Genomic DNA, 22347 nt, shown 5'->3' with positions numbered 1-22347 from the left:
TCGGTGTAGCCTTTGACGCATCCGGAGTCCGGCTCGTTTGTTGAGGATGACTTAAGAGCGTTTTACAGTGATGTGCTTTACAGCTTACAGACCCGCGCGGGAGCGGGGGTCTGTCCATGTACTGATTGAGCACCAAAGTAAGCCGGATAAACATATGGTATTCAGGCTACTGCGCTACGCTGTTGCCGCAATGCAGCGGCACCTTGATGCAGGGAATAAAAAACTGCCTCTGGTGATCCCGATATTGTTTTATGCGGGCAAACCGAGCCCTTGCCCGAATTCCACCAACTGGCTACAACTGTTCGACGATCCGGCTTTAGCCAAGCAGCTCTACAGTGAATATTTCCCGCTGGTTGATGTGACGATCATTTCCGATGACGACATCATGCAGCAAGTATACCAATGCTGGAAAGCGATAGGGCTTTTTGCTGACGCTCTCACCCTGTGAAACTCACCTTTTTGTCACAGTAATCTGTGACGACCTCTCGATAAGTACACGTGAATATCACTTTTTGGTGTTATTCGCGTATACTTGACAAGTTTTTTTATTCAAGTATACATGAATGACATGATTATATGGTTTTCATGTGGACTTATAAATGAACAGGATCACTGCTATTGAGCGTTTAAACACATTCGATAAGCAAGGGCGTTATGTCTTTACCTCCCGCGATTTAGCCAAGATTTTCCATGAGGATACGCCCAGAGCGTTTAATGCCGGGCTAAATCGGCTGGTAAAAGATGGCATCCTGACCCGTGCGATTCGCGGCGTGTACGTTTATAACCATGCCAAAAGCAAAGATGCCTATACGCTTGAACGCATCGTGTTAGCGCTACGCCGTGGTGAATATAACTATCTTAGCCTCGAATCCGCCTTGTCTGAATATGGCGTGATTTCTCAAATCCCGATTGACCGGATCACGGTGATGACCACCGGACGTTCCGAAGAACATAAAACGCCTTTTGGGGTGATTGAATTTACCCATACCAAACGGCCACCAGAGCAGATTTTGCAGGATACCTATTTTGGTAATTCCCCGTTACGGCAAGCGACGAAGAAAACCGCCGTGAGGGATTTACGCCGCGTTGGACGCAATATCCACCTGATTGACGAATCGGAGCTATATCATGAATCAGAAAGTTAACTTTGCCGAACTGGTCAGCAAAGCGGTGGAATCAGCCGAGCTTGAAGGTTTACGCAATGTGGTGGAAAAGGAGCTTTTGCACTACGACATTCTCTACTGTCTTGATAGCGCTGGCTTGTTAGAACAGCTTACTTTTCAGGGCGGGACATCGTTAAGGCTGTGTCATGGCGCAAACCGATTCAGTGAAGATTTGGATTTTGCCGGTGGTGTTGCGTTTTCTGGCGCAGACCTAAAAAACATGAAAGCCTGTATTGAGGATTATCTGGGGAATCGGTACGGCCTTGAGGTCAACGTGAAAGAGCCAAATGAGCTACGAAATGAACCCGGTTATGAGGAAATCCGTATCGACAAATGGCAGGTGTCCGTGACCACTGCACCGGAAAAACGTGATATGCCGAGACAGCGGATCAAGATTGAGATCGCCAATATTCCGGCTTATACCAGAACGCCGATGACGCTAAAACGTAACTATGAGGTTTTACCCGATGGTTATTCCGATACGCTGGTCATGTGTGAAACGCTAAATGAAGTGATGTGTGACAAACTGGTTTCGCTTGTCGCCACTACCAAATATATCCGCTATCGTGACGTTTGGGATTTACCATGGCTTATCCAGCAGAACGCGACTTATGATATCGATATGATTCGTAAGAAAATACAGGACTACCGCATCCCGAATTATGATGAGTTACTGGCACAGCGTATAGAAAGCATTGATCAGGTTGTGGGGGATGGGCGCTTTAGCGCTGAAATGCGCCGATTTCTGCCACAAACAGTATTTGATCGAACGTTAGGACGTGAAATTTTTAGCCACTATTTGAGCGGCCAATTAAAAGCGCTCTTGGGGGCATTACAGCAGGCGCTAAAAGGAGAGGATGGGAAAGCACCATTCGTTATGTAATCGTTAGTGGCCAAAATAAAAAGATTTTGCACAAAACTGTTCACCCTGTTCATCAGATATTTTTATTTTTAATAATCAATATATTAATGGATGATGAGTGGGTGAACAGGTGATGAGTAACTCTTCACCTTTCGGGCATAATATGCATCAATTTGGTTTAGAGCCTATTTTTTGCCGCTTGGTAAACCTGTGAGCGTTCCCGTTTACCTATCGCTAAGACCAGCACCACGATCTGATGATCTAGCACTTGATACACCAACCGATAACCAGCGGAGCGGAGTTTTATCTTGTAGCAGTCGGACATGCCGTGCAGTCGGTTGGCGGGAACATGAGGATTTTGCAAAACGTCTTTCAGCTTCTTGCTGAACTGCTCTCGCAACGGGGCGGTCAGCTTCTTAAATTCTTTCAGGGCGTGTTCTTCAAACTCAAGACTATAGCTGATCCAACTCAACCTTAACCCGCTTCCCTTTCATCCTTGAACGGGCAATTTTAGCGAGTTCGATATCTTCCTGATACTCGACCAATGCTTCCCACAGTTCCGGGGAAACATAGTAGCCAGAGATGCGACCATTCGTGAGCACAGCAACGGGTTGGCCGTTGGCTTCTTTCAGTGCAGCATTCGGTGATTTTTTGAAATCGCTGATACTGACTGCCGCATTGGCAAGGATAGGTTGTACGATCATAGCGCTATCTTTAGCATGGTATTTGATACTAAATTTAGCACTGAATTAGTGATGGGACAAGGCTATTGCGCTGAACCTGTCGGTCGCTTCTGATGCATTTATGATGGAACAGTGTGTTGTCAGGAACGCAGTGCTTTTTCTATTTCCCGACGCAGGATACTATTGAGTCGCGTTTGATAGCCCGGCCCTTCGCTTTCGAGCCAATTCAACACATCGGCATCAAAACGTACGGTTTTTTGGACTTTGATCGGCTTAAAGAACTTGGCTCGTTTCGCCTTATTCCATACAGCGTCAGGCAGTTCCGGCGCATCGGTATAGCCAATGTCTGCATCTGCCATGTTGTTAAGACGATCAATCTGTTGTTTACGGTCCATAGTCCTTGTACCTTGCTCTTTCTTTGGCGTTCGCCTTACGGGCGGAAATGATCCTGATTGAACCGAATCTATCCATATGGACTAGCAACAGTAAAATCTGTCCGCCTGCTGCACCGAGGGTTTGATAGCGCTTTTCGCCATAATCAAATCGGTCATCACAAACGCTCAATACACAAGTCAACCCGTACAGCCGGGATGACTTGTGGCAGATGAGTATCAGTCTACTTCATCGAAGATGATTCACTGTATCCAACGAATCATTCAAATGTTCCAGCCGTTCAGCCAGCATGAAAGTGAGTACTTCTTTCATGGCAGGATCTTCCAGTTTGATTAATGCATGGGTTAGTGCACGGCACTGGTCAGTGATTTCCTCTGAAGTTAGCGGTGTGGAATCAAACATGACGCACCTCCTGAGGGAGCGGGTTATCGGCTGATGGCTGTAAGTCAGAGTAATGTGGAGGTATGAATGGCAAGGTAAATAATGGGGATGACAATATTGATGAGATAGACATAGAACAGTTTCCGTTGAGTAACTTATGTCGCTACCACCAGAAACGCCAATTTCAAGGGTGGTAGCCCAGACGGGGTTGGCGTAACCGGCCTCAACGAATCCCGGCGCTTCCGAAGAAGCCCCCGCCTGAGCCACCATTGTTTTTATGTAGTACCAGCATGATGCTGGCTACAAAAAGTACAAGTGTACAAAGGTTGCGACATAAAAAAGACGCATCGCGCGTCTATAGTCGCCGTTGAGTTGCTCAGGACGCCAATCCCGACTGCCGATTTGGCGGCAGCAGAGGAACTATAGCGTTATAATGTGCAGACAAGCAAGAGTGAGTGAGGCCATTCATTACATGATGTATGGGGGGCGTTTAAACTGCCACTCAATAACCATTAGGGCAGTCGCTGTAGTGGTCAATGAAAACGGACCACCCCTTTAGAACTTTTCCAGAATCGATTTTCTGAATCGTTTGGTGATAATCCACCGTTATATTCATGCGGCATGAGTGAGCTGTAATATCCCACGATGTAGTCTGTGATAGCGTGAGCGGCTTCGCTGAAGTTCATGTAGCCCATTACGGGTACCCTTTTTCAGACTTTCCCCTGCTGGCGCAGCCAGCAGCCAGCACACACAAAAGGTTATGGAGTAAATTACGCGAGGGGGCCTACAAGACAGAACGGCACGTTTTGGCCGAAGCGATTTAGCACAGCCATAAGGTAGGCTGCAGTTATCTGTAAAATCAAACGTGTATTTGGCTTAATAGTGCTTCAATTACAAAGCTAATTTAGCAAATAAAAAAAACTGCAATGAATTGATTACTAGTGTGTTATATGCAGGTGTTAACTAACATTAGGAAGAATATGGACACGGAAAACTCCAGTATTTTTGGAAAAATGTATGCGCCTAGAAGCTTCATTGAATTGTGCCAAATCCTTGAAAAAAAATGGGGTAGTTGCCCTCGAGTACATTACTGGAGGGGGCAAGCAAATATTGAATGGCCAATTGATAGTGCTGCTTATAGAAGATTAAAAGTAGGACGTAGAGGAGGAAAAGTTACAGAAAATATGATGGCTGGTTACGAGAAAAATTTAATAAGCCAGGCTAGACATGGTGGTTATGGGTATGAGGATGGACGGAGATTAACTGACTTTGAAGTGCTGGCAAAGCTACAGCACCATGGTGCCGCGACAAGATTTATTGATTTTTCTAGGAATATGCTGGTTGCTTTGTGGTTCGCATGTAGTTCAAAAGAAAATGCAACCGGCCTACTGATAGGGCTTGATCGGTTACATGTATCAGGGGGGGAAGGGCAAAATGAAGAAAGAATGTATGACAATATTTTTTCAACAAAGTCTGACATAAACAAGGCCATCACTTGGCAACCACCGATAGTAACAAAAAGAATCGCAGCCCAGCGCGCGCAGTTCGTATACAGCGCAGTGAGCAAAAGTCGATTTGGGAGCTTATATTTTGATGACAATCCCGAATCGTACATTTTTATTGCTTTACGTCCGGCATTCAAAAGGATGATGCTGGAACAACTTAAGAGCACTTTTGATATACATCATGAAGCATTACACCCAGATATCGATGGTTTCTGCGCCAGCAATAGCACTGACCAGGACAGATTCAATTATGAGCGTTCTTGAATCGATTGTTAGAGCCTAACGAGTATTGCTATCGAGTGATGGGCGCAAAGTGAACACTGGACATAAAAAAGGGGCCACGCTTTCACGTAACCCCTTGATTTAATTGGCTGGCGGAGTCTGAGCGTATTTCCTAATATAATGATTATATTGAAATAAATGCCAATTCAGACTTTGTGATTAGGCCTAAATGTAGGCCTACGAATACGGACGACGGTGCAATCTGGTGATTATTCGATCTTTTTCTTCGGGGCGGTTATCAGGGGTTGGGCTGTGCCTATTTCGTTTTCAATTTGTCTAGATTTGCCCCAATAAAATGATTTTATGTAAAACTGTTCACCCTCGTCACCTGTGAGTTTTATGATTAATAATCATTATGTTAAGAGGTGATGAGTCGGTGAATAGGTGATGAGTAACTCATCACCCTCGTGCTAATCATTGTCACGATGTATAGCTATTTGCTACACAATCCATTATGCTCGCTGTGTAGCTGTTTGCTATACATGAGGTCATTATGAGAACTGAAGCGAAAGAAACGCCGATCAATATCCGAGCCAAAGCTTCGCAGCGTGAACTGATTGATGTCGCAGCAAAGCTGCTATCAAAGTCCCGCACTGATTTTATCCTTGAGGCGGCATGTCGTGAGGCGGAAGAGGTGTTGCTGGATCAACGCCTGTTCCTGGTCGATGAGGCGCAGTTTGATGCCTTTATGACCGCGCTAGAAAAACCGGTTGCCACCAATGAGCGACTGCATGCGTTATTAGACAGGAAATCACCGTGGGAATAACGGCACCTGAATTATTATTGCCCCAGCATAGTGTTGTTGATTTTCGTTGTTCAGAGCCATTATTGGATGAATGGCTAAAACGAAAAGCACTCAAGAACCAAACCATTGGCGCATCAAGGACGTTTGTCGTATGCGAATCGGGCAATAATCAGGTGGTAGGTTACTACGCCTTGGCTACGGGCAGTGTACAACGACAAATGGCACCGGGGGCTTTGCGGCGTAATATGCCCGATCCGATGCCTGTTCTGGTGCTTGGCCGTCTGGCTATTGATGAACGTTATCAGGGTAGGGGGATCGGCGCTGGCCTGCTAAAAGATGCAGTGTTGCGATCCCGTCAAGTCGCGGAGCAGGTTGGTACCAAAGCGTTGTTGGTACATGCGCTTTCTGAGGACGCCAAAGCCTTTTATCTGCACTGGGGCTTTACCAGCAGTGAACTCCAGCCCAATACCTTACTTTTACCGCTGTGGTAAATCAAAAAGCAAAACCGGCCTTCATAGCCGGTGTTGCTACGTCTGTCGCTTGTTAGGAAATTTCACATTTAGGTAGCCAATCAGTATCCGCTTCCCCTGTCAGCGCTAAATTGGTCTGTACTCCCTGTTTAGTCTTGCTCTTGAGATACACCTTGCCGTATTCCGACATCATGGTTGGCAACGCTGTTCCAAATGCCGTAAGCGTCATAGGTCTTTGATGGCCGCGTGACTCCATAAACGACAAATAGGCGTGATACAGGTACTTGCGCGGGTTACGCGGTGTGATGTTGGCATTCCCCATATACAGTCCGTCGGTGTCCCCCAGCGCCAGCAGATAGCCGCAAAAGTCGACCAACGGATCGGCATGGCGTTTGATTTCCAGTGCCTCGGCGCTTTGTTGCTGCGCCTGTAGCAGTGCACGGGCCTCGTTCGGGTTGCTAAAGCGTTGTATCAGATGGCGCACAATTACCGCCAGCTCAGCGCGGATCTTATCTTTCAGCGCCGGGTCGCGCTCGCTGGCCGCGATGGCTTCCGGGAACGGAATAATTACACGACGACGGGACACGCCGCCGCTGCGGTCGCTAAAGCGCATCGGGCTGTTGTTGACCGCCAGAATCACCGCCGGGATACGGGTTGAGTAGGCGTCCCGGTATTTCGGGTCAACTGTAAGTATCCAAGTAAACCGAACCATTCACTTTTTGAGATTTCCGGATCTTCAGCCATCAGACGGTATTCTTCCGGCGTCAGGTTATTCAGTGATTCATGGGGACGCTCGCTGTTATATTCATGCAGCCAGCGCTCCGTAATTTCCCTAACTTCATTCAGCGTTCTGAACAGGTAAAAATCCAGTATCTCTGTTCGGTACGTTCGGTTAAAACGTTCGACAAAGGCATTCTGCGTTGGTTTGCCCGGTTTAATAAATTCCAGTGCCACACCGTGCTCTTCCGCCCACTGTGCCAACGTCAGCGAGACCAGCTCTGGACCATTATCCATCCGCATCTTTAGCGGATATCCTCGGTTTGCCACTATCCTGTCCAACACCCGAACAACGCGTTGTGCTGGGATATTCAGGTCTATTTCTATCGCCAACACTTCACGATTAAAATCATCCACCACGTTGAACGTGCGAAAACGCCTACCACACACCAGTGCATCATGCATAAAATCTATCGACCAGCACTGATTAAGTGCCTCCGGCGTCGCCAGCGGGGCCGGATTACGCACCGGCAGACGCTGCTTTCCTTTACGACGAAAATTCAGTTTCAGTAAGCAATAGATACGATGAACGCGTTTGTGATTCCATGCATGTCCCTGCCTGCGTAGCTTCTGGAACAACTTCTTGAAGCCATATCGCGGATAGCGTTCCGCCATTTCAGTCAGTGCCTGAATGACCGGCTCATCACGCCGAGTGTCAGGCTGATAAAAATACACCGTCCTGCTCAACGATAACGTCCTGCATGCCTGGCGGATGCTCATCGTAAACTGCGCGGTCAGATAACTGACGAGTTCACGCTTTATCGCTGGTTTTAAAGCTTTTTTTCAATAACATCTTTGAGTGCCCTGCACTCCAGACTCAGATCGGCAAACATCTGTTTCAGACGGCGGTTTTCATCCTCCAGATCTTTCATCTTTTTGATATCAGAGGCTTCCATTCCGCCAAACCTCGCTTTCCAGTTGTAGTACGACGCCTCGGATATTCCCGCTTCGCGGCAAACGTCTTTGACGGTACGTCCGGCTTCAACAGACTTCAAAACGGCAATGATCTGATGCTCGGTAAATCGGGCTTTGCGCATAGCGATCTCCTCAACGGGACATAATCAGTATGTCGGAAGATCTCTAAAAGTGAATGGTTCGGTTTACTGGGATACTTACAAGTTGGCTTCAGACTTCACGGGGCAAATTGAAGACACAAAAAAGCCCGCAGGGCTTGCGCTGTGCGGGCTTTCAGGACTTTATCGGATGACTCTGGTAATCACCGATCAAGAATTTGGTGGAGCTGGCGGGAGTTGAACCCGCGTCCGAAATTACTACACCGTCGGCACTACATGCTTAGTCTAGTCTTTACATTCGCCGGTTAGCTGCGAACAGACACGCCACTAACAAACTAGCCTGATTGGATTTAACGCTTCAACCCCAGGCAGGGCATCCACGCGATCTCTTTTGGGTTTGACCTCTCTTGATCCCCGTCCTAAGAGCGGAGGCTAGGGAGAGAGGGCTCAGAGCAGGTTATTAAGCTGCTAAAGCGTAGTTTTCGTCGTTTGCGACTATTTTTTTGCGGCTTTTTACGAGGCAAACCGCCCCTCGGCATGCTCCTAAGGCTACACAATCCCGTCGAATCCAGAATCAGCCCCAAGTACTTCAGTAGTATAACAGAACCGTGACGCCCTAATCCACTGTTAGCGGTTAGCGTTTTTCATGATGCGTGCTTTGTCCGTTTGCCACTCGCGCTCTTTGATATCCGAGCGCTTGTCGTGCTCTTTCTTGCCTTTGGCAACGCCAATCTTTATTTTTGACCAGGCGTTCTTCCAATACAGCGAAAGCGCGACCACGGTGTAACCTTCACGATTAACCCGTCCGTAGAGTGAATCTAGCTCGCGCTTATTCAGCAACAGTTTACGGGTACGTGTAGGGTCACAAACCACGTGGCTTGACGAAGCCAGTAGTGGCTGAAAGGTAGCACCAAACAGAAAAGCCTCACCACTGTGCAACAGTACATAGCTGTCGCTGATGTTGGCCTTACCTGCACGTAGTGATTTTACTTCCCATCCTTGCAACGCCAATCCCGCTTCGAACTCTTCTTCAATGAAGTATTCGTGGCGAGCACGCTTGTTTTGCGCAATGGTAGCGGAGCCGGGTTTATAAGCTTTTTTCTTTGTCATAGTGTCGTCATTATACCGGATGTTAAAGGGAAAGACATCACTGCCGCATCAGTGAACGCACGTTGAGGAAGGGATGCGATCGTTGCCTCAGAATTTTTACCATCCGGGCCATCGGTGCTATTATTCCGCGCGTTTGAAGTCATACGGAAAATGTCATGCCCAAGATTAGTCGCTCTGCACTGGTGCCCTACAGCGCGCAACAAATGTACCAGTTGGTGAATGATGTCGCCTCCTATCCCCAGTTTCTGCCTGGCTGTACCGGGAGCCGCGTTCTTGCTGCCAGCGCTGAAGAGATGACGGCCGCCGTCGATGTCTCTAAAGCTGGGATCAGCAAAACCTTTACCACGCGCAATACGCTCACCGAGAGCCAGTGCATCACTATGCAGTTGGTGGATGGTCCGTTCCGTCAACTGAGTGGCGATTGGCGCTTTATTCCTTTAAGTTCCGATGCTTGCAAGGTGGAACTGCATCTTGATTTTGAATTCACCAATGCGTTGATCGAACTGGCCTTTGGCAAGGTGTTTAAAGAGCTAGCAAGTAATATGGTGCAGGCCTTCACCCTGCGCGCCAAAGAGGTATACCGTGCCTGAAATCCGTGTCGATGTGGTTTATGCACTGCCAGAACGCCAGTATGTGCGGTCCGTGACGGTGGAAGAGGGCGCAACGGTGGAGCAGGCTATTGTTGCTTCCGGATTGCTGACATTGCGTACCGATATCGATTTGCAGGTCAACAAAGTCGGAATCTTTAGCCGTTCAGCCCGTTTGACGGACGGCGTTACAGAGGGCGATCGCATCGAGATCTATCGCCCGTTGATTGCCGATCCTAAAGAATTGCGCCGTCAGCGCGCGGAGCGTTCCAAAAAATAAGGCACATGCTGTGCCTTATTATGCGTGCTCTGATCACCGCGTCACTATCAATTCAGCGTCGGTTGATTTTTCACGTTGGTCAAAATGCCATCCTGGCTGAAGGTCAGCGTCAGCGTTTGCTGTTTTACCGCCTCATGCCCGGGTTGCTGACGGAAAACGTAGAACCAAGTGTCACTGCCAAAGGGGTCTTGCATCATCGGCGTACCCAATGTATAGGCAACCTGTTGCTTGGTCATACCGGTATGGATTTTTGCCACATCAGCCGGTGCCAGATAGTTCCCTTGGTTGATATCTGGACGATAAACCAGTCTTTCCAGCGTAGAACAACCGGCGGTCAGCATAACAACCATCGCGGCGATGACGGTCAGCGTTTTACAGCGCATAGTAAATACATTCCTTAAGGGCATAGGTTGCCGATGATAATAGACCTTGCCTGTCTTGAAAACCGGCAAGGCGCTTGTATGACCACCGGAATGCAAAAAAGTTGATTATTTTTACCAGAACACTATCGGTACCAACGGTAAAACACACTCAATTAGCCCATCGCTAGCGATGCCTGCTACCGTTTTTACGCGGCCAGTAACTCTTTGGCGTTCGCCAGTGTGTTTTTGGTGACTGCACTGCCACCCAGCAAACGCGCCAGTTCTTGCAACCGTGCGCGTTTATCCAGCGGTTGCATCAGCGTTTCAGTAGCAGCACCGTCGGTGTGTTTACTGACAAAGAAGTGTTGATGACCGCAGCCAGCAACTTGCGGTAAGTGGGTGACACACATCACCTGCGTGGATGTGCCGAGTTGACGCAGCATTTTGCCGACAATGGCGGCGGTCGGGCCACTGATGCCCACATCCACTTCGTCGAAAATCAGCGCTGGGGTATCCATTTTACGCGCTGTGATCACCTGAATGATCAGGGCTATGCGGGATAGCTCGCCGCCGGAGGCGATCTTCGCCAGCGCCTGATGAGGTTGACCCGGGTTAGTCGTGACCAAAAACGCGATGCTGTCTGCGCCAAAGGCGGTCAGGCGCTCTGGCGAAAATTCTACTTCAATGGAGAAGTGGCCGTGCGGCATGGCGAGTTCATGCATCTGTGCCGTAATCAACTGAGACAGTTCATGCGCATGGTGTTGGCGGCGGGCATGCAACTGTTCCGCGGCGTGCAGCGCCTGTTGGTGATATTCGCTGACGGCCAGACTGAGCGTGGCGTGGTTGCTCTCTTGTTCTTCCAACTGCTGCTGTTCATCCAGCAGTTGTTGGTAGAATGCCGGCAGGTTTTCCGGGGCGATGTGATGTTTGCGCGCCAGGGCCATCTGGCGTGACAAGCGCTGCTCCAACTCATAGAGTCGGGTCGGATCGAGATCCGTTTGCTCGCTGTAGTGGCGCAACTCATCGCTGGCTTCGCTGATCTGAATGCTGGCTTCTTCCAGCATATTCAGCACGCTGCCCAGCTTATCATCAAGGGTAACAAGTTCGCCGAGCTGGTGCTTTGCGCTGTGGAGCATGCTCATGATGTTCTGATCGTCGTTTTCGCTGAGCAACTGCAATGTCTGCTGACTGAGTGACAGCAGTTGTCCGCTGTTAGCCAGCCGTTTGTATTCGACGTCAATTTGTTCGTATTCGCCGGGCTGAGGGGAAAATTCTTTCAGCTCCTTGAGCTGGTATTGCAGCAGTTCACGGCGTGCTTCACGTTCGATGTTCGCTTGTTGCAGCTGTGCCAGATCGCGGCAGCTTTGGTGCCACTGTTGCCAGATTTGTTGCATGGCAGCAAGCAGTTGCGGTTCGTCGGCATAGGCATCCAGCAGATGACGTTGGTGTTCAGGTTTGAGCAACAACTGGTGAGCGTGCTGCCCGTGCAGTTGGATCAGGTGTTGGCCGAGCTCACGCAACTGCGATAATGGCACGGCGGTGCCATTGATAAACCCGCGTGAACGTCCATCTGCACTGATCACCCGTCGCAGCAGGCACTCGTTGCTGTCATCCAGTTGGTTTTGCTCCAGCCATGCCCGTGCCGCAGGTGTGTCGCTGAGAGCGAAACGGGCACAGATATCAGCGCGCTGTGCGCCGGGACGCACCATGCTGGCGTCAGAGCGGTTGCCCAAACACAGGCCCAGTGCGTCAATCGCGATGGATTTGCCCGCGCCGGTTTCACCGGTGATAACGCTCATACCTGATTGAAAATCAATTTCTAACTCACGCACGATAGCGAAATGACTGATAGTGAGTTGCGCCAGCATGAATCACCTTCCTGTATGTAACAACAGACTGTAATTGCATACAGTATAATGCCGTTTTTTAACCAGTAAAGTGGCCAGCGCGAAATTTTAAAATAATTTTTTTGACCACCCCAGCTTTGTGCTTAGCGTATTGAAATAGCTGTAATTTTCTGGATGTATCAAATTCAGCGAGTATTGGCTGCGGGTAATCAGTACCTCTTCCCCTTCCTGTACCGGCAGGGTTATCTGGCTGTCACAGCTCAGCTCCAGATCGTGAGTGATATGGGAAAACTTCAGGCGGATGGTGCTGCTGCTATTTATCACCAGTGGGCGCGCTGAAAGCGTATGGGGAAACATCGGCACCAGCGCGATGGCATCCAGTGTTGGTGTCAGGATGGGGCCGCCACCGGAAAGTGAGTACGCGGTGGAACCGGTAGGCGTTGAGATAATCAGGCCGTCCGAGCGTTGGGAAAACGCGAAGCGATCGTCGATATAGACTTCGAATTCAATCATATGGGCGACTTTCCCGGGGTGCAGTACCACCTCGTTGATCGCCGTGCTGGTGCTGTCGGGCTGATCGCGGCGGCAAACGTGCGCCTCCAGCATAAAGCGCCGCTCACTCAGGTAGCGCCCTTCCAGCACCTCGGTAAGCTGTTGTTGTGCCTGATCGGGATCGAGATCGGTCAGGAAGCCGAGATTTCCGCGGTTGACGCCAATCACATCAATGTCATAGCGAGAGAGTACGCGAGCGGCGCCTAACATGTTGCCATCGCCGCCTACCACTACGGCTAAATCGGCTTGCATGCCGATCTCCGCCAGACTGCCGGTCAGCGCGTCGGGCAAGTTTAGCTCGTGGGCGATATGCTGCTCGAGCATCACTTGGTAGCCCTCGCCGTGCAGCCAGTGATACAACATTTCATGCGTCGCCAGTGCCGTGGGGTGGCGCGGGTGGCCCACAATGCCAATGCAATTGAACTGTTTCGTCATCGTTATGCTTTTCCTTACCCTGAGCCGCCCGGTATCACGAAATCTGTCGGTATATGTGACTACTTCTCTTGAATCCCCGGTTTTCATCCCCATAATAAGCGAACAAGCGAGATGAATGCTAAAACCGCGGAGAATTTCATGAGTAGTAAAGAACAGAAGTCGCCTGACGAGCAAGTCGTAGATCAAATGGAAGCGGCACAGGGGCAACATGCGGAAGTGGAACCTGCAACGACAGACGTCGCCGATCCGCGTGATGAACGTATTGCCGAATTGGAAGCGCAACTGAACGAACTACAGCAGCGTGAGCGCGATACCGTGCTGCGCGCGCGTGCCGAAACGGACAATATCCGCCGTCGCGCTGAAATGGATGTGGAAAAAGCGCACAAGTTTGCGCTGGAAAAATTTGCGGGTGAAATGCTGCCGGTGATTGATAACCTCGAGCGTTCACTGGATGCTGCCGATCGCAGCAATGAGTCCCTTGCCTCATTGATTGAGGGCGTGGAACTGACGCTGAAATCGCTGCTGGATGCCGTTCGTAAGTTTGGTATCGAAGTGGTGGGTGACGTGAACGTGCCGTTTAACCCGGAAGTGCACCAGGCCATGACCATGCTGGAGTCGGCCGACCATGCGCCTAATTCCGTAATGATGGTGATGCAAAAAGGTTACACCCTGAACGGCCGCTTGCTGCGTCCCGCCATGGTTGCCGTTTCCAAAGCGAAGGGCTGATTTCCCTGAGCGACCCGCGCGTGCCGTGAAGGCAGGCGTAACAAATTGAAATCAATAAAAACCCCAAGTGACTTTACCTTGGGGTTTTTTGTTTATATTTTGTTAACAATATGGCACGGATCACATTTACAACGATGCGCGCGTGTTGGGGCGGTGATAGTAGAGAGGTCATCGTGAACCTATCAGGCGAAACGTATGTCCCTGCTAACGGTGTTGGTTTTAGCTATTGCAGCAATCTGTTTTACCGTTCTACATGCGCTTGATAATCATTATCATTCATGACAGAGTAAACCATTATAGAGGTAATAAAGGGTCATTGTATGCCGGGGAGCCGAGTGATAGAGACTGCCAGCCGCACGTCAAGGAAGCTTAAACTTTCCCTGATGGGGCCAGCATTTATAGCGGCGATTGGCTATATCGATCCGGGTAATTTCGCCACCAATATTCAATCAGGGGCAGCCTACGGCTATCAATTGCTGTGGGTGGTGGTATGGGCCAACCTGATGGCGATGCTGATCCAACTGCTTTCTGCCAAGCTGGGGATTGCCACCGGAAAAAATCTGGCTGAGCACATTCGCGATCGTTTCCCTCGCCCTGCGGTGTGGGCCTATTGGGTGCAGGCGGAGATTATCGCCATGGCAACCGATTTGGCCGAGTTTATCGGTGCTGCTATCGGCTTTAAGTTGCTGTTAGGGGTTTCGCTGCTTGAGGGCGCGATTCTTACCGGTATTGCAACTTTCCTGATTTTGGCACTGCAACAGCGCGGGCAAAAGCCGCTGGAGATGATTATCGGCGGGCTGCTGCTGTTCGTCGCTGCCGCGTACATTGTCGAACTGATCTTCTCGCGTCCTGAAATGGCCTCGCTGGTGCGTGGCATGGCGGTGCCGCAGTTGCCTACCTCGGACGCGGTGCTGCTGGCCGCTGGGGTGTTGGGGGCCACCATCATGCCCCATGTGATTTACCTGCACTCTTCATTGACCCAGCAGGGGGAAGACCACACCCGTGCCGAACGCTATGCTGCGACCAAAATCGACGTGGCAGTGGCGATGACCATTGCCGGATTCGTCAACCTGGCAATGATGGCGACCGCGGCGGCAGCGTTCCATTTTAGCGGCAATCAGGATATCGCCGATCTGGAGCGTGCTTATCTCACCCTCGATCCACTGTTAGGGAAGGCAGCTGCGACCATTTTCGGTTTAAGTCTGGTGGCTGCGGGGCTCTCTTCTACCGTCGTGGGGACGCTGGCGGGCCAAGTGGTGATGCAAGGGTTTATCCGTTTCCATATTCCCCTGTGGGTGCGGCGCACGGTCACTATGCTGCCTTCGTTTATTGTGATTATGTCCGGCATGGAACCCACTCGCGTGTTGGTGCTGAGTCAGGTGCTGCTCAGTTTCGGCATCGCGTTGGCATTGGTACCTTTGCTGGCGTTTACCGGAAATCGAGCGTTGATGGGAGGCATGGTCAACGGTCGTTGGGTACAGAATGCTGGTAATGTAATTGTTTTTGTTGTGGTTTCTCTCAATGCTTATCTGCTGATCAGCACGTTTATCCTTAGCTGATACAGCGCACTATTTCTCACGTCTAACGGATTGTTGTCACAATAAATGTGATGGCAGTCCATTTTTTTTACCAAAAGGCTGGCGCTCATTTTTCCTCCTCTCTATTATCTGGATCATTAATACGAACAGCGTTCGCATATGCGAACAAAAAGAGGTGAGAGATGCCAGTTTTTGATTACAGTAATCCCGTCAAATTTCATTTTGGGTTAGGACGACACAAGCAAGTGGGTGACATTGCCCGTCCTTACGGTAAAAAGGCGCTGCTGGTAGCGTCAGACAGCTCCAAACCCACCGGGCAGTTGCAGGCGGTGCAACAGTCACTAACAGAAGCGGGTGTCGCGTTTGCGGTTTACGATCGCTTTATGCAGAACCCGCTGTCTACGCTGGTGGCAGAAGGAGCGCAGGTCGCGATCAATGAAGGGTGCGATCTGGTGATCGGTCTCGGCGGCGGCAGCGCGATGGACATGGCGAAAGGGATTGCCTTTTCTGCGGTCAATGAAGGTAGCATCTGGGATTACGTGTTTGGTCGTAAAATCGGCACCCGCGCGTTGCCGATCATCCTTATCCCAACGACCGCAGGCACCGGCAGTGAAGCTAACCGCACCGCGGTATTCACCAACCCGGAAACCAATGACAAGAAAGGCTTGGTGAATCCGCTCATCTACCCGAAGGCAGCCATTATCGATCCTGAATTGATGTTGACCCTGCCAAAACGCGTGATCGCCGGGCCGGGAGCCGATGTGCTGTTCCATGCGCTGGAATCTTACATTTCCAAGAATGCCACGCCGTTCAGCGAAATGCTGTCCCTGCGTGCGATTGAGCTGATCGCACAGAACCTGCCGTTGGTCTATGAAGATGTCACCAACGTGGCCGCCTGGGAGAACGTTACGCTGGCCAGTTCGTTGGCGGGCATGGCGATTGACTGCGCGGGCACCACACTGCCGCACGCGTTGCAGCACCCCATGGGCGGCCTGCTGGACGTGGTGCATGCGGAGGGTATCGCGGCGATTTATAAACCCTTTATGGAATATACCTGGCCTGCGGCGCCCGAGAAATTTGCTGCTATCGCTAAAGCCATGGGGGTAGATACGCGCGACATGAGTCAGGAGCAGGCGGCGGAAAGCAGCGTGGCGGCGGTTCATCAATTCCTGACCGGCATTAATATGGTGCCTACGCTGACGCAATTGGGCGTTAAAGAAGAGCACTTTGATTGGTTGATTAATAATGTATTAACCACCATGAAAGTGGTGCTGTCGAATAATCCACGTGTACCAGACGGAGAAAAGATTCGGGAAATTTATCAGGGCTGCTTGTAATTCTGTGTGCGTTATCCACCAGGGATAAACGCTTATTTATCGGGTGCGTAGTGAATTAATATCTATTTGCACCAGACAATAAAAAGCTATTCCGCCTGACGAGATTTTTTCGTCAGCGGACTTTTGTACCCTATTTTTGATGCCCGTTATAAATGTTATGACAATAAGAGGCTAACGATTATGTTTGTGGTTATTGATTGTGGTTCTACCAATACCCGCCTTTATCTGATCAACGATCAGGCGGTAATCAGTAAAAATGAAATTCCCGTCGGGGTAAACAGCACGGCAGCGACCGGTAATAATGCCGCGTTGAAAGAGGGCATTGCTGCCGGTTTCCAACAGTTGTTGGTGCAGGAAAACCTGACGCTCAACGATGTGCGTTTTGCCATCGCCTCGGGAATGATCACCTCTAACCTGGGTCTGGTGGAGATCCCGCACCTGACCGCGCCGGTCAATATTGACTCACTTGCCACCTTTGCCCGCCAATATCGCGATCCGGCGATTTTCCCGGTTGATATTCCGGTGGTGTTCATTCCCGGTATTAAAAATGCGCCAGGTAAGGGGGGCTGGGAAGGGATTGCGTCGCTGGATTTAATGCGTGGTGAAGAAACCCAGGCGATTGGCGTGCTGAGCCGCCATAAGCCCGCGCTGCCGTGCACCATTATTGAGCTGGGATCGACCACCAAGTTGATTCACATTGATGCGCAAGGAAGACTGGCGGGCAGCATGACCTCGCTGAGCGGTCAGGTGTATGCCGCTATTCTGAAAGAGACCTTTATTGGTTCCAGCGTCAAAAGTGCTGAGCCCCAACCTGACTGCTTCTCTGAGCAGATTGCCGATGCAGCCTACCGCAGCGTGCAGCAAAGCGGCCTGTTACGCACCATTCTGCTGACCCGCTTTATTCAATTCTCACTGGATACCCAACCGGCGGAACGCAAGCTGTTTTGCGAAGCGGCGATGGCGGCTGACGACATGAAACTGTTTGCCGATGCCCAGCAGCAAGGATTTGACCTGAACGGTGAGGTGATTTTTGTCGGCAACGCGCAGCGCTGCCATATCTACCAGCACATGATGAAAAACGTACTCGGTCTGACGCGTCCGGCGACGCTTATCACCGCACGGGACGAAATTGACCGGCTGGTAGTGGAAGGGGCTGGCTATATCGCCGCTCGCGTTGATCTGGGGCAACAGGGCTGAGACAGGAGAGAAACATGTATTCCGTTACCATCGATACCGGCACCACCAACACGCGCGTTTTTGTCTGGCAGGACAATCGCATTATTGCTGAAGCCAGCCAGGCAGTTGGCGTGCGCGACACCGCCATCACTGGCAGCAAAGAAACCTTGACGCGGGGCGTACAGGCGGCGGTTCAGGCTGCGCTGGCACAGGCGGCGTTACCGCCAGGGGCCAACGTGACCTACTTGTCTGCGGGCATGATAACCTCCAATGTCGGCCTGTGTGAGATCCCACACGTTGTGGCTCCTGCGGGTATTAACGAATTGGCGGCAGGCATGGTGCAGCAGGTCATTCCTGAAGTGAGCGATCAGCCGATCTGGTTTGTTCCTGGCATTCGCAACAACGACGGTGCGATTGCGCCGGAAAACGTTGAAAAAATGGATGTGATGCGCGGTGAGGAAGTGGAAACCATCGGAGCCATCGCCGCGTTGGATATTCACGGTCCGGCACTGATTATCCAGCCAGGCTCGCATTCCAAATTTATTAAAGTCGATGCGGATAACCGCATTGAAGGCTGCGTAACGACGATTGCCGGTGAGTTATTGGATGTCATTACGCAACGCACTATTCTGGCCAGCTCGCTGAAACACCAGTTTGCTAATGAAGTGGAAGCGCAGTATCTGCTGCAAGGGGCACGTGATTGTGCCGCCGTCGGTCTGGCGCGCAGCTGCTTCTCGGTGCGCATTCTCGATATGTTCGCTGCACTGAGTGATAACCAAAAGGCGAACTATTTGCTCGGTGCGGTATTGCAAACGGATATTCTCGCGATCAAAAACAGCAAGGCGCTGAATATCTCCCCGGATGCCACGTTAGTGATTTGCGGCAAGAAAATATTAAAGAACGCTTTTGAAATATTAATTAAGGATGATGCCTTTTTTACCGGCGACGTGGTGGTGATTGATGATAATCAGCCTTCGCTGTCTGGCTTAGGTGCATTGGAAATTGCCCGGGTCAGAAAAATTATTTAACGAACATTCCGCCTGTTAGCAGGCAGGTAATGTCATTACCTCTTACCCTACAGGTATTATTATAGGAACATCACGATGAGTACTCTGGTTAATACCGATGCCGCGAGTAAAAAAATTGGCAAGAAACGGTGGTTTGTCGTTTTCTTGTTATTAATTGGCGGCATTATCAATTATCTCGATCGCGCTGCATTATCCATTGCCGCCCCCGATATGATGAAAGATCTGCATTTGACCAATACCGATATTGGTTTGATGGGGTCCGTGTTTGCACTGATTTACGCCATGTGCCAACTGCCTTCCGGCTGGCTGGTCGATAAATTTGGTCCGAAGAAAGTCTACAGTTGGGCAATCGGCCTGTGGAGTGGCGCCACCATGCTGACGGGTGCCTGTAGCAACCTCACCACGCTGTTGTTTGCACGCGGCATCTTGGGCATTACGGAAGCGCCGTGCTGGCCGGGTGCAGCGAAAATCACCGCCTCTTGGTTCCCGAAAAAGGAACGCGCCCTGGCAACAGGCTTCTGGGATGCGGCATCCAAATGGGGCCCGGCCATTGCTCCACCGATTCTGGTTGCCATCATTGTCCCGTTCGGCTGGCGTGCGCTGTTCTTTATCGCCGGTGGTATTGGTCTGATCTTCGTGGTGTTATTCATTTTTGCTTACCATCAGCCGGAAAAGCATCCGACGCTGAGCAAAGAAGAGCTGGATTACATTAAAGAAGGTGGCGGCGGTACCGCAGAAAAGCTGGGCAACAGCGAAGTCACCATTAGCTGGGGCGGGTTGTTCAAGTACAAATGCGTGTGGGGCATGATTCTGGGCTGGTTCTGCTATGTGTGGATGATGAATATTTTCACCACCTTCCTGCCGCTCTATTTGATGAAAACCCAGAACATCGAACTCAAAGCGTTGGGCATTTACGCCAGTATCCCTTACTTCGGCGGTATCGTTGGGGCGATTGGCGGCGGGTATCTTTCCAAATGGTTGATGGATCGGGAAATCTTTAGTGATTCACTGGTTGCCAAACGCGTCACCATCAGCGTCTCCGCGCTGTTGGCTGGTGTTGCCGTGGTGGCAATTCCGTTCGCGACCAGCCTGACCGGTACGCTGGCTCTGCTGGTGATTGCCATGGCGCTGCTCTCGGCGCTCTCTGCAACCGGCTGGGCGTTACCGGGTGATGTCGCGCCGGCATCCATGGTGGCGTCCGTAGGCAGTATCCAGAATTTCGGCGGTTACTTCGCCGGTTCACTCTCACCGTTGGTGACCGGCATGATCGCCGATGCTACCGGTTCTTACACCATGGCGTTTGTCAGCGGCGGGATCATCGCTGGCTGTGCCGCCCTGTGCTACTGGTTCATCGTCAGAAAACCGATCGTCGCTAACGCATGATCGCAGTGGAGGCGGCCTCGCGCCGCCTTTTTCGCCGTTTGTAGCAGTCGATTTAATAGTTAATTAAAGGGTTATGAGGTTATCAATGATTAAGCACCGAGTGATTCACGCCATAGAAGAAACGGGCATTATCGCGATTGTCAGAGGGACAAAACCCGAGGAGGTGATCCCCGTGGCACGCGCGCTCTACGATGGCGGCGTGCGCGTGTTGGAAGTGACCTGCAACACGTCAGGTTATCTGCGCAGTATTGAAGCGCTCACGGTGGAATTGGGCGACAAAATGTGGATCGGTGCGGGAACCGTGATCAATCCGGTCATGGCGCAGTTGGTGATGGATGCCGGAGCCAATTTTGTGTTGGCACCGGATTTTAATCCGCAGGTGGTCAGCATGGTGCATGAAAAGCAGAAGCTGATGATCCCCGCCGTCGTTACGCCGTCTGAAATCTTGCAGGCGTGTCGTATGGGCGTCGATTTGCTTAAGCTGTTTCCGGCTAACGGTTTGGGCGTCAACTACCTGAAAGAGTTGCAGGGGCCGCTTAACAATCTCTCGATCATTCCTGTTGGCGGCGTGACGCTAAATAACGTCGCAGACTTTGCACAGGCGGGCGCATTTGCCGTTGGGGTGGGCAGCGAGCTGATCAATAAAACGTTAGTGGCCGAGCAAGCATGGCAACAGTTAACCGAGCTGGCGCAGACCTTTATTACGCGTTTTCGGGAAAATAAAAAGCCGGATGACGTTTGTTACCCTCTCTGATTGACTCTCCTCTTCCGATAAAGGCTGCCTGCCGCACTATCAACGCGGGTTGCCCTTATCGGGCACTTTTATTTTTTCTTACCGCTATGGTTATCTTGTATAATCCCGCGCAAGCGAATGCATGGGGATGGATGGCGTGGAAAAAATCAATCGCTCGGTGGCCAGAGCGCTGGATATGCTGGAGTTGGTCGCAGGAACGCGGGATGAGTTAACCATAACGGAAATCAGTACTCAGTTAGGCATACCGAAAAGCACCACCTTCGATATTATTTATACGCTGGTGGATAAAGGCTATCTTGAAATCGCCAATCCCCGTGTCAAATCTTTCCGTCTGGGGCTTAAATTGTTCCAGACCGGTGCGGTTTATCTCGATCAAACGCCGTTTCATGAAGCCGCACGCTCGGTGCTGGAAGAGTTGGCTGCCAGCGCGCAGGAAACCTCGTTCCTGGCAATGGAAAACGACGGTATGCTGGTCTATCTGGATAAAGTGGAGAGTGCTGCATCAGTACGTACCTCTGCGCGCATCGGTTCCAATAACCCACTTTATTGCACTGGCCTTGGCAAAGCGCTGCTGGCGACCATGCCGGATGAACAAGTCAAAGCCATTCTCGATAAAACCGGCGGTTTGCAGCCGATTACCCCCTTCACCGTGACGGATGAAGCGCGTTTTTTCGGCGTGCTGAACGAAGCGCGCCAGCGCGGCTACGTGATTGACGATCGTGAACATAACGCGGAAGTCTTTTGTGTCGCAGCCCCTATTTATAACGCTCGGGGTAAGGTGCAAGCGGCGCTGAGTATTGCCAGCCTGTTTTCCAAAGTAAAAGATAACCCTGAGCGTATTGCTGAGCTGGGTTCGCTGATCTCAACGGCGGCGCTCACGCTATCGCGCCGTATCGGTTTTCGCGGTGAACATCTGTATCAGGAGTTTCGTTAAGTCAGCCGCGTGTTTTCCCGCGTG

General features: G+C 50.8%; 24 protein-coding genes, 1 other RNA gene and 6 pseudogenes. 16 read left to right on the top strand and 15 right to left on the bottom strand.

Annotated elements, in window-relative coordinates:
* Positions 1 to 24 precede the first annotated feature (24 nt).
* The 3 genes and pseudogenes from J5224_RS12860 to J5224_RS12850 all read left to right on the top strand — a co-directional run.
* Positions 25 to 391: pseudogene (locus J5224_RS12860) on the top strand (Rpn family recombination-promoting nuclease/putative transposase); the annotation flags it as partial.
* A 208-nt stretch (positions 392 to 599) separates the two neighbouring features.
* The gene (gene abiEi / locus J5224_RS12855; RefSeq protein WP_264625746.1) at positions 600 to 1145 is read left to right on the top strand and encodes a type IV toxin-antitoxin system AbiEi family antitoxin; all 546 of its coding nucleotides are present in this window, start codon (positions 600 to 602) and stop codon (positions 1143 to 1145) included.
* Positions 1129 to 2046 carry a nucleotidyl transferase AbiEii/AbiGii toxin family protein gene (locus J5224_RS12850; protein ID WP_264625745.1) on the top strand — a complete coding sequence of 306 codons (918 nt, stop codon included), beginning with the start codon at positions 1129 to 1131 and terminating at the stop codon, positions 2044 to 2046. Before abiEi ends, J5224_RS12850 begins: the two co-directional genes overlap by 17 nt.
* 157 nt (positions 2047 to 2203) lie before the next feature.
* Here J5224_RS12850 and J5224_RS12845 read toward each other — a convergent pair whose 3' ends face one another.
* The 8 genes and pseudogenes from J5224_RS12845 to J5224_RS12815 form a co-directional block, all read right to left on the bottom strand.
* The gene (locus tag J5224_RS12845; RefSeq protein WP_264625764.1) at positions 2204 to 2488 is read right to left on the bottom strand and encodes a type II toxin-antitoxin system RelE family toxin; all 285 of its coding nucleotides are present in this window, start codon (positions 2486 to 2488) and stop codon (positions 2204 to 2206) included.
* Positions 2478 to 2729 carry a type II toxin-antitoxin system Phd/YefM family antitoxin gene (locus J5224_RS12840; protein ID WP_264625744.1) on the bottom strand — a complete coding sequence of 84 codons (252 nt, stop codon included), beginning with the start codon at positions 2727 to 2729 and terminating at the stop codon, positions 2478 to 2480. Before J5224_RS12840 ends, J5224_RS12845 begins: the two co-directional genes overlap by 11 nt.
* Positions 2730 to 2848: 119 nt before the next feature.
* Entirely contained in the window at positions 2849 to 3103 is a 255-nt protein-coding gene (locus tag J5224_RS12835) for a BrnA antitoxin family protein (RefSeq protein ID WP_264625743.1), read from the bottom strand.
* Entirely contained in the window at positions 3093 to 3272 is a 180-nt protein-coding gene (locus J5224_RS35790; protein ID WP_413544673.1) for a BrnT family toxin, read from the bottom strand. Before J5224_RS35790 ends, J5224_RS12835 begins: the two co-directional genes overlap by 11 nt.
* A 57-nt stretch (positions 3273 to 3329) precedes the next feature.
* Positions 3330 to 3503 carry a hypothetical protein gene (locus tag J5224_RS12830; RefSeq protein ID WP_264625763.1) on the bottom strand — a complete coding sequence of 58 codons (174 nt, stop codon included), beginning with the start codon at positions 3501 to 3503 and terminating at the stop codon, positions 3330 to 3332.
* Positions 3504 to 3650: 147 nt separating this feature from the next.
* A pseudogene (locus J5224_RS12825) lies at positions 3651 to 3752 on the bottom strand (ash family protein); the annotation flags it as partial.
* A gap of 5 nt (positions 3753 to 3757) precedes the next feature.
* Positions 3758 to 3895 (bottom strand): annotated as a pseudogene (locus J5224_RS12820) (host cell division inhibitor Icd-like protein); the annotation flags it as partial.
* 120 nt (positions 3896 to 4015) lie between these two features.
* A pseudogene (locus tag J5224_RS12815) lies at positions 4016 to 4186 on the bottom strand (IS110 family transposase); the annotation flags it as partial.
* 276 nt (positions 4187 to 4462) lie between these two features.
* Here J5224_RS12815 and J5224_RS12810 point away from each other — a divergent pair.
* The 3 genes from J5224_RS12810 (at position 4463) to J5224_RS12800 (ending at position 6505) form a co-directional block, all read left to right on the top strand.
* Complete coding sequence (locus J5224_RS12810; RefSeq protein ID WP_264625742.1) at positions 4463 to 5251, top strand: FRG domain-containing protein; 789 nt, start codon at positions 4463 to 4465, stop codon at positions 5249 to 5251.
* 511 nt (positions 5252 to 5762) lie between these two features.
* On the top strand, positions 5763 to 6035 hold the full coding sequence (locus J5224_RS12805) for a DUF1778 domain-containing protein (RefSeq protein ID WP_264625741.1): 273 nt from the start codon (positions 5763 to 5765) through the stop codon (positions 6033 to 6035).
* Positions 6026 to 6505, top strand: a complete 480-nt coding sequence (locus tag J5224_RS12800; protein ID WP_264625740.1) for a GNAT family N-acetyltransferase — start codon at positions 6026 to 6028, stop codon at positions 6503 to 6505. The genes J5224_RS12805 and J5224_RS12800 overlap by 10 nt, the downstream gene beginning before the upstream one ends.
* Positions 6506 to 6557: 52 nt before the next feature.
* On the opposite strand, the pseudogene J5224_RS12795 reads toward J5224_RS12800, so the two are convergent.
* From J5224_RS12795 to smpB, 4 genes and pseudogenes are all read right to left on the bottom strand, one after another.
* Positions 6558 to 7169 (bottom strand): annotated as a pseudogene (locus tag J5224_RS12795) (primase-like DNA-binding domain-containing protein); the annotation flags it as partial.
* A gap of 26 nt (positions 7170 to 7195) precedes the next feature.
* Positions 7196 to 8298 (bottom strand): annotated as a pseudogene (locus tag J5224_RS12790) (IS3 family transposase); the annotation flags it as partial.
* A 195-nt stretch (positions 8299 to 8493) separates the two neighbouring features.
* Positions 8494 to 8856, bottom strand: a transfer-messenger RNA (tmRNA) gene (gene ssrA / locus J5224_RS12785).
* Positions 8857 to 8901: 45 nt separating this feature from the next.
* Positions 8902 to 9384 (bottom strand): SsrA-binding protein SmpB, encoded by a 483-nt coding sequence (gene smpB, locus J5224_RS12780; protein ID WP_264625739.1) that lies wholly within the window; start codon positions 9382 to 9384, stop codon positions 8902 to 8904.
* A gap of 155 nt (positions 9385 to 9539) precedes the next feature.
* Here smpB and J5224_RS12775 point away from each other — a divergent pair, with 155 nt between their 5' ends.
* Positions 9540 to 9974 carry a type II toxin-antitoxin system RatA family toxin gene (locus J5224_RS12775; protein ID WP_264625738.1) on the top strand — a complete coding sequence of 145 codons (435 nt, stop codon included), beginning with the start codon at positions 9540 to 9542 and terminating at the stop codon, positions 9972 to 9974.
* The gene (locus J5224_RS12770; RefSeq protein ID WP_264625737.1) at positions 9967 to 10251 is read left to right on the top strand and encodes an RnfH family protein; all 285 of its coding nucleotides are present in this window, start codon (positions 9967 to 9969) and stop codon (positions 10249 to 10251) included. The genes J5224_RS12775 and J5224_RS12770 overlap by 8 nt, the downstream gene beginning before the upstream one ends.
* 47 nt (positions 10252 to 10298) lie before the next feature.
* Here the strand turns inward: J5224_RS12770 and bamE are convergent, their stop codons facing one another.
* The 3 genes from bamE to nadK form a co-directional block, all read right to left on the bottom strand.
* Positions 10299 to 10634: an outer membrane protein assembly factor BamE gene (gene bamE / locus J5224_RS12765; protein ID WP_264625736.1), complete on the bottom strand. Its 336-nt coding sequence runs from the start codon at positions 10632 to 10634 to the stop codon at positions 10299 to 10301.
* Positions 10635 to 10819: 185 nt separating this feature from the next.
* Entirely contained in the window at positions 10820 to 12481 is a 1662-nt protein-coding gene (recN, locus tag J5224_RS12760) for a DNA repair protein RecN (RefSeq protein WP_264625735.1), read from the bottom strand.
* An 87-nt stretch (positions 12482 to 12568) separates the two neighbouring features.
* Positions 12569 to 13447: an NAD(+) kinase gene (nadK, locus tag J5224_RS12755; protein WP_264625734.1), complete on the bottom strand. Its 879-nt coding sequence runs from the start codon at positions 13445 to 13447 to the stop codon at positions 12569 to 12571.
* 138 nt (positions 13448 to 13585) lie between these two features.
* Between nadK and grpE the strand changes: the two genes are divergently transcribed.
* The 8 genes from grpE (at position 13586) to J5224_RS12715 (ending at position 22323) form a co-directional block, all read left to right on the top strand.
* Positions 13586 to 14173, top strand: a complete 588-nt coding sequence (grpE, locus tag J5224_RS12750) for a nucleotide exchange factor GrpE (RefSeq protein WP_264625733.1) — start codon at positions 13586 to 13588, stop codon at positions 14171 to 14173.
* A 320-nt stretch (positions 14174 to 14493) separates the two neighbouring features.
* A complete protein-coding gene (locus J5224_RS12745) occupies positions 14494 to 15732 on the top strand; it encodes an Nramp family divalent metal transporter (RefSeq protein ID WP_264625732.1) in 1239 nt (412 codons plus the stop codon).
* 161 nt (positions 15733 to 15893) lie between these two features.
* Entirely contained in the window at positions 15894 to 17048 is a 1155-nt protein-coding gene (locus J5224_RS12740; RefSeq protein ID WP_264625731.1) for an iron-containing alcohol dehydrogenase, read from the top strand.
* Between the two features lie 180 nt (positions 17049 to 17228).
* Entirely contained in the window at positions 17229 to 18245 is a 1017-nt protein-coding gene (locus J5224_RS12735) for a 2-dehydro-3-deoxygalactonokinase (protein WP_264625730.1), read from the top strand.
* A 14-nt stretch (positions 18246 to 18259) separates the two neighbouring features.
* Entirely contained in the window at positions 18260 to 19252 is a 993-nt protein-coding gene (locus J5224_RS12730) for a 2-dehydro-3-deoxygalactonokinase (protein ID WP_264625729.1), read from the top strand.
* A gap of 75 nt (positions 19253 to 19327) precedes the next feature.
* Entirely contained in the window at positions 19328 to 20635 is a 1308-nt protein-coding gene (locus J5224_RS12725) for an MFS transporter (RefSeq protein ID WP_264625728.1), read from the top strand.
* An 85-nt stretch (positions 20636 to 20720) separates the two neighbouring features.
* Positions 20721 to 21389, top strand: coding sequence for a bifunctional 4-hydroxy-2-oxoglutarate aldolase/2-dehydro-3-deoxy-phosphogluconate aldolase (locus J5224_RS12720; RefSeq protein WP_264625727.1), 669 nt, complete (start codon positions 20721 to 20723; stop codon positions 21387 to 21389).
* A 136-nt stretch (positions 21390 to 21525) separates the two neighbouring features.
* Positions 21526 to 22323, top strand: coding sequence for an IclR family transcriptional regulator (locus J5224_RS12715; RefSeq protein WP_264625726.1), 798 nt, complete (start codon positions 21526 to 21528; stop codon positions 22321 to 22323).
* Positions 22324 to 22347 lie beyond the last annotated feature (24 nt).

Source organism: Candidatus Symbiopectobacterium sp. NZEC135, assembly GCF_025962695.1.
Note: the sequence above shows the minus strand (reverse complement) of the source record. Positions and strands in the feature narration are given on the sequence as shown.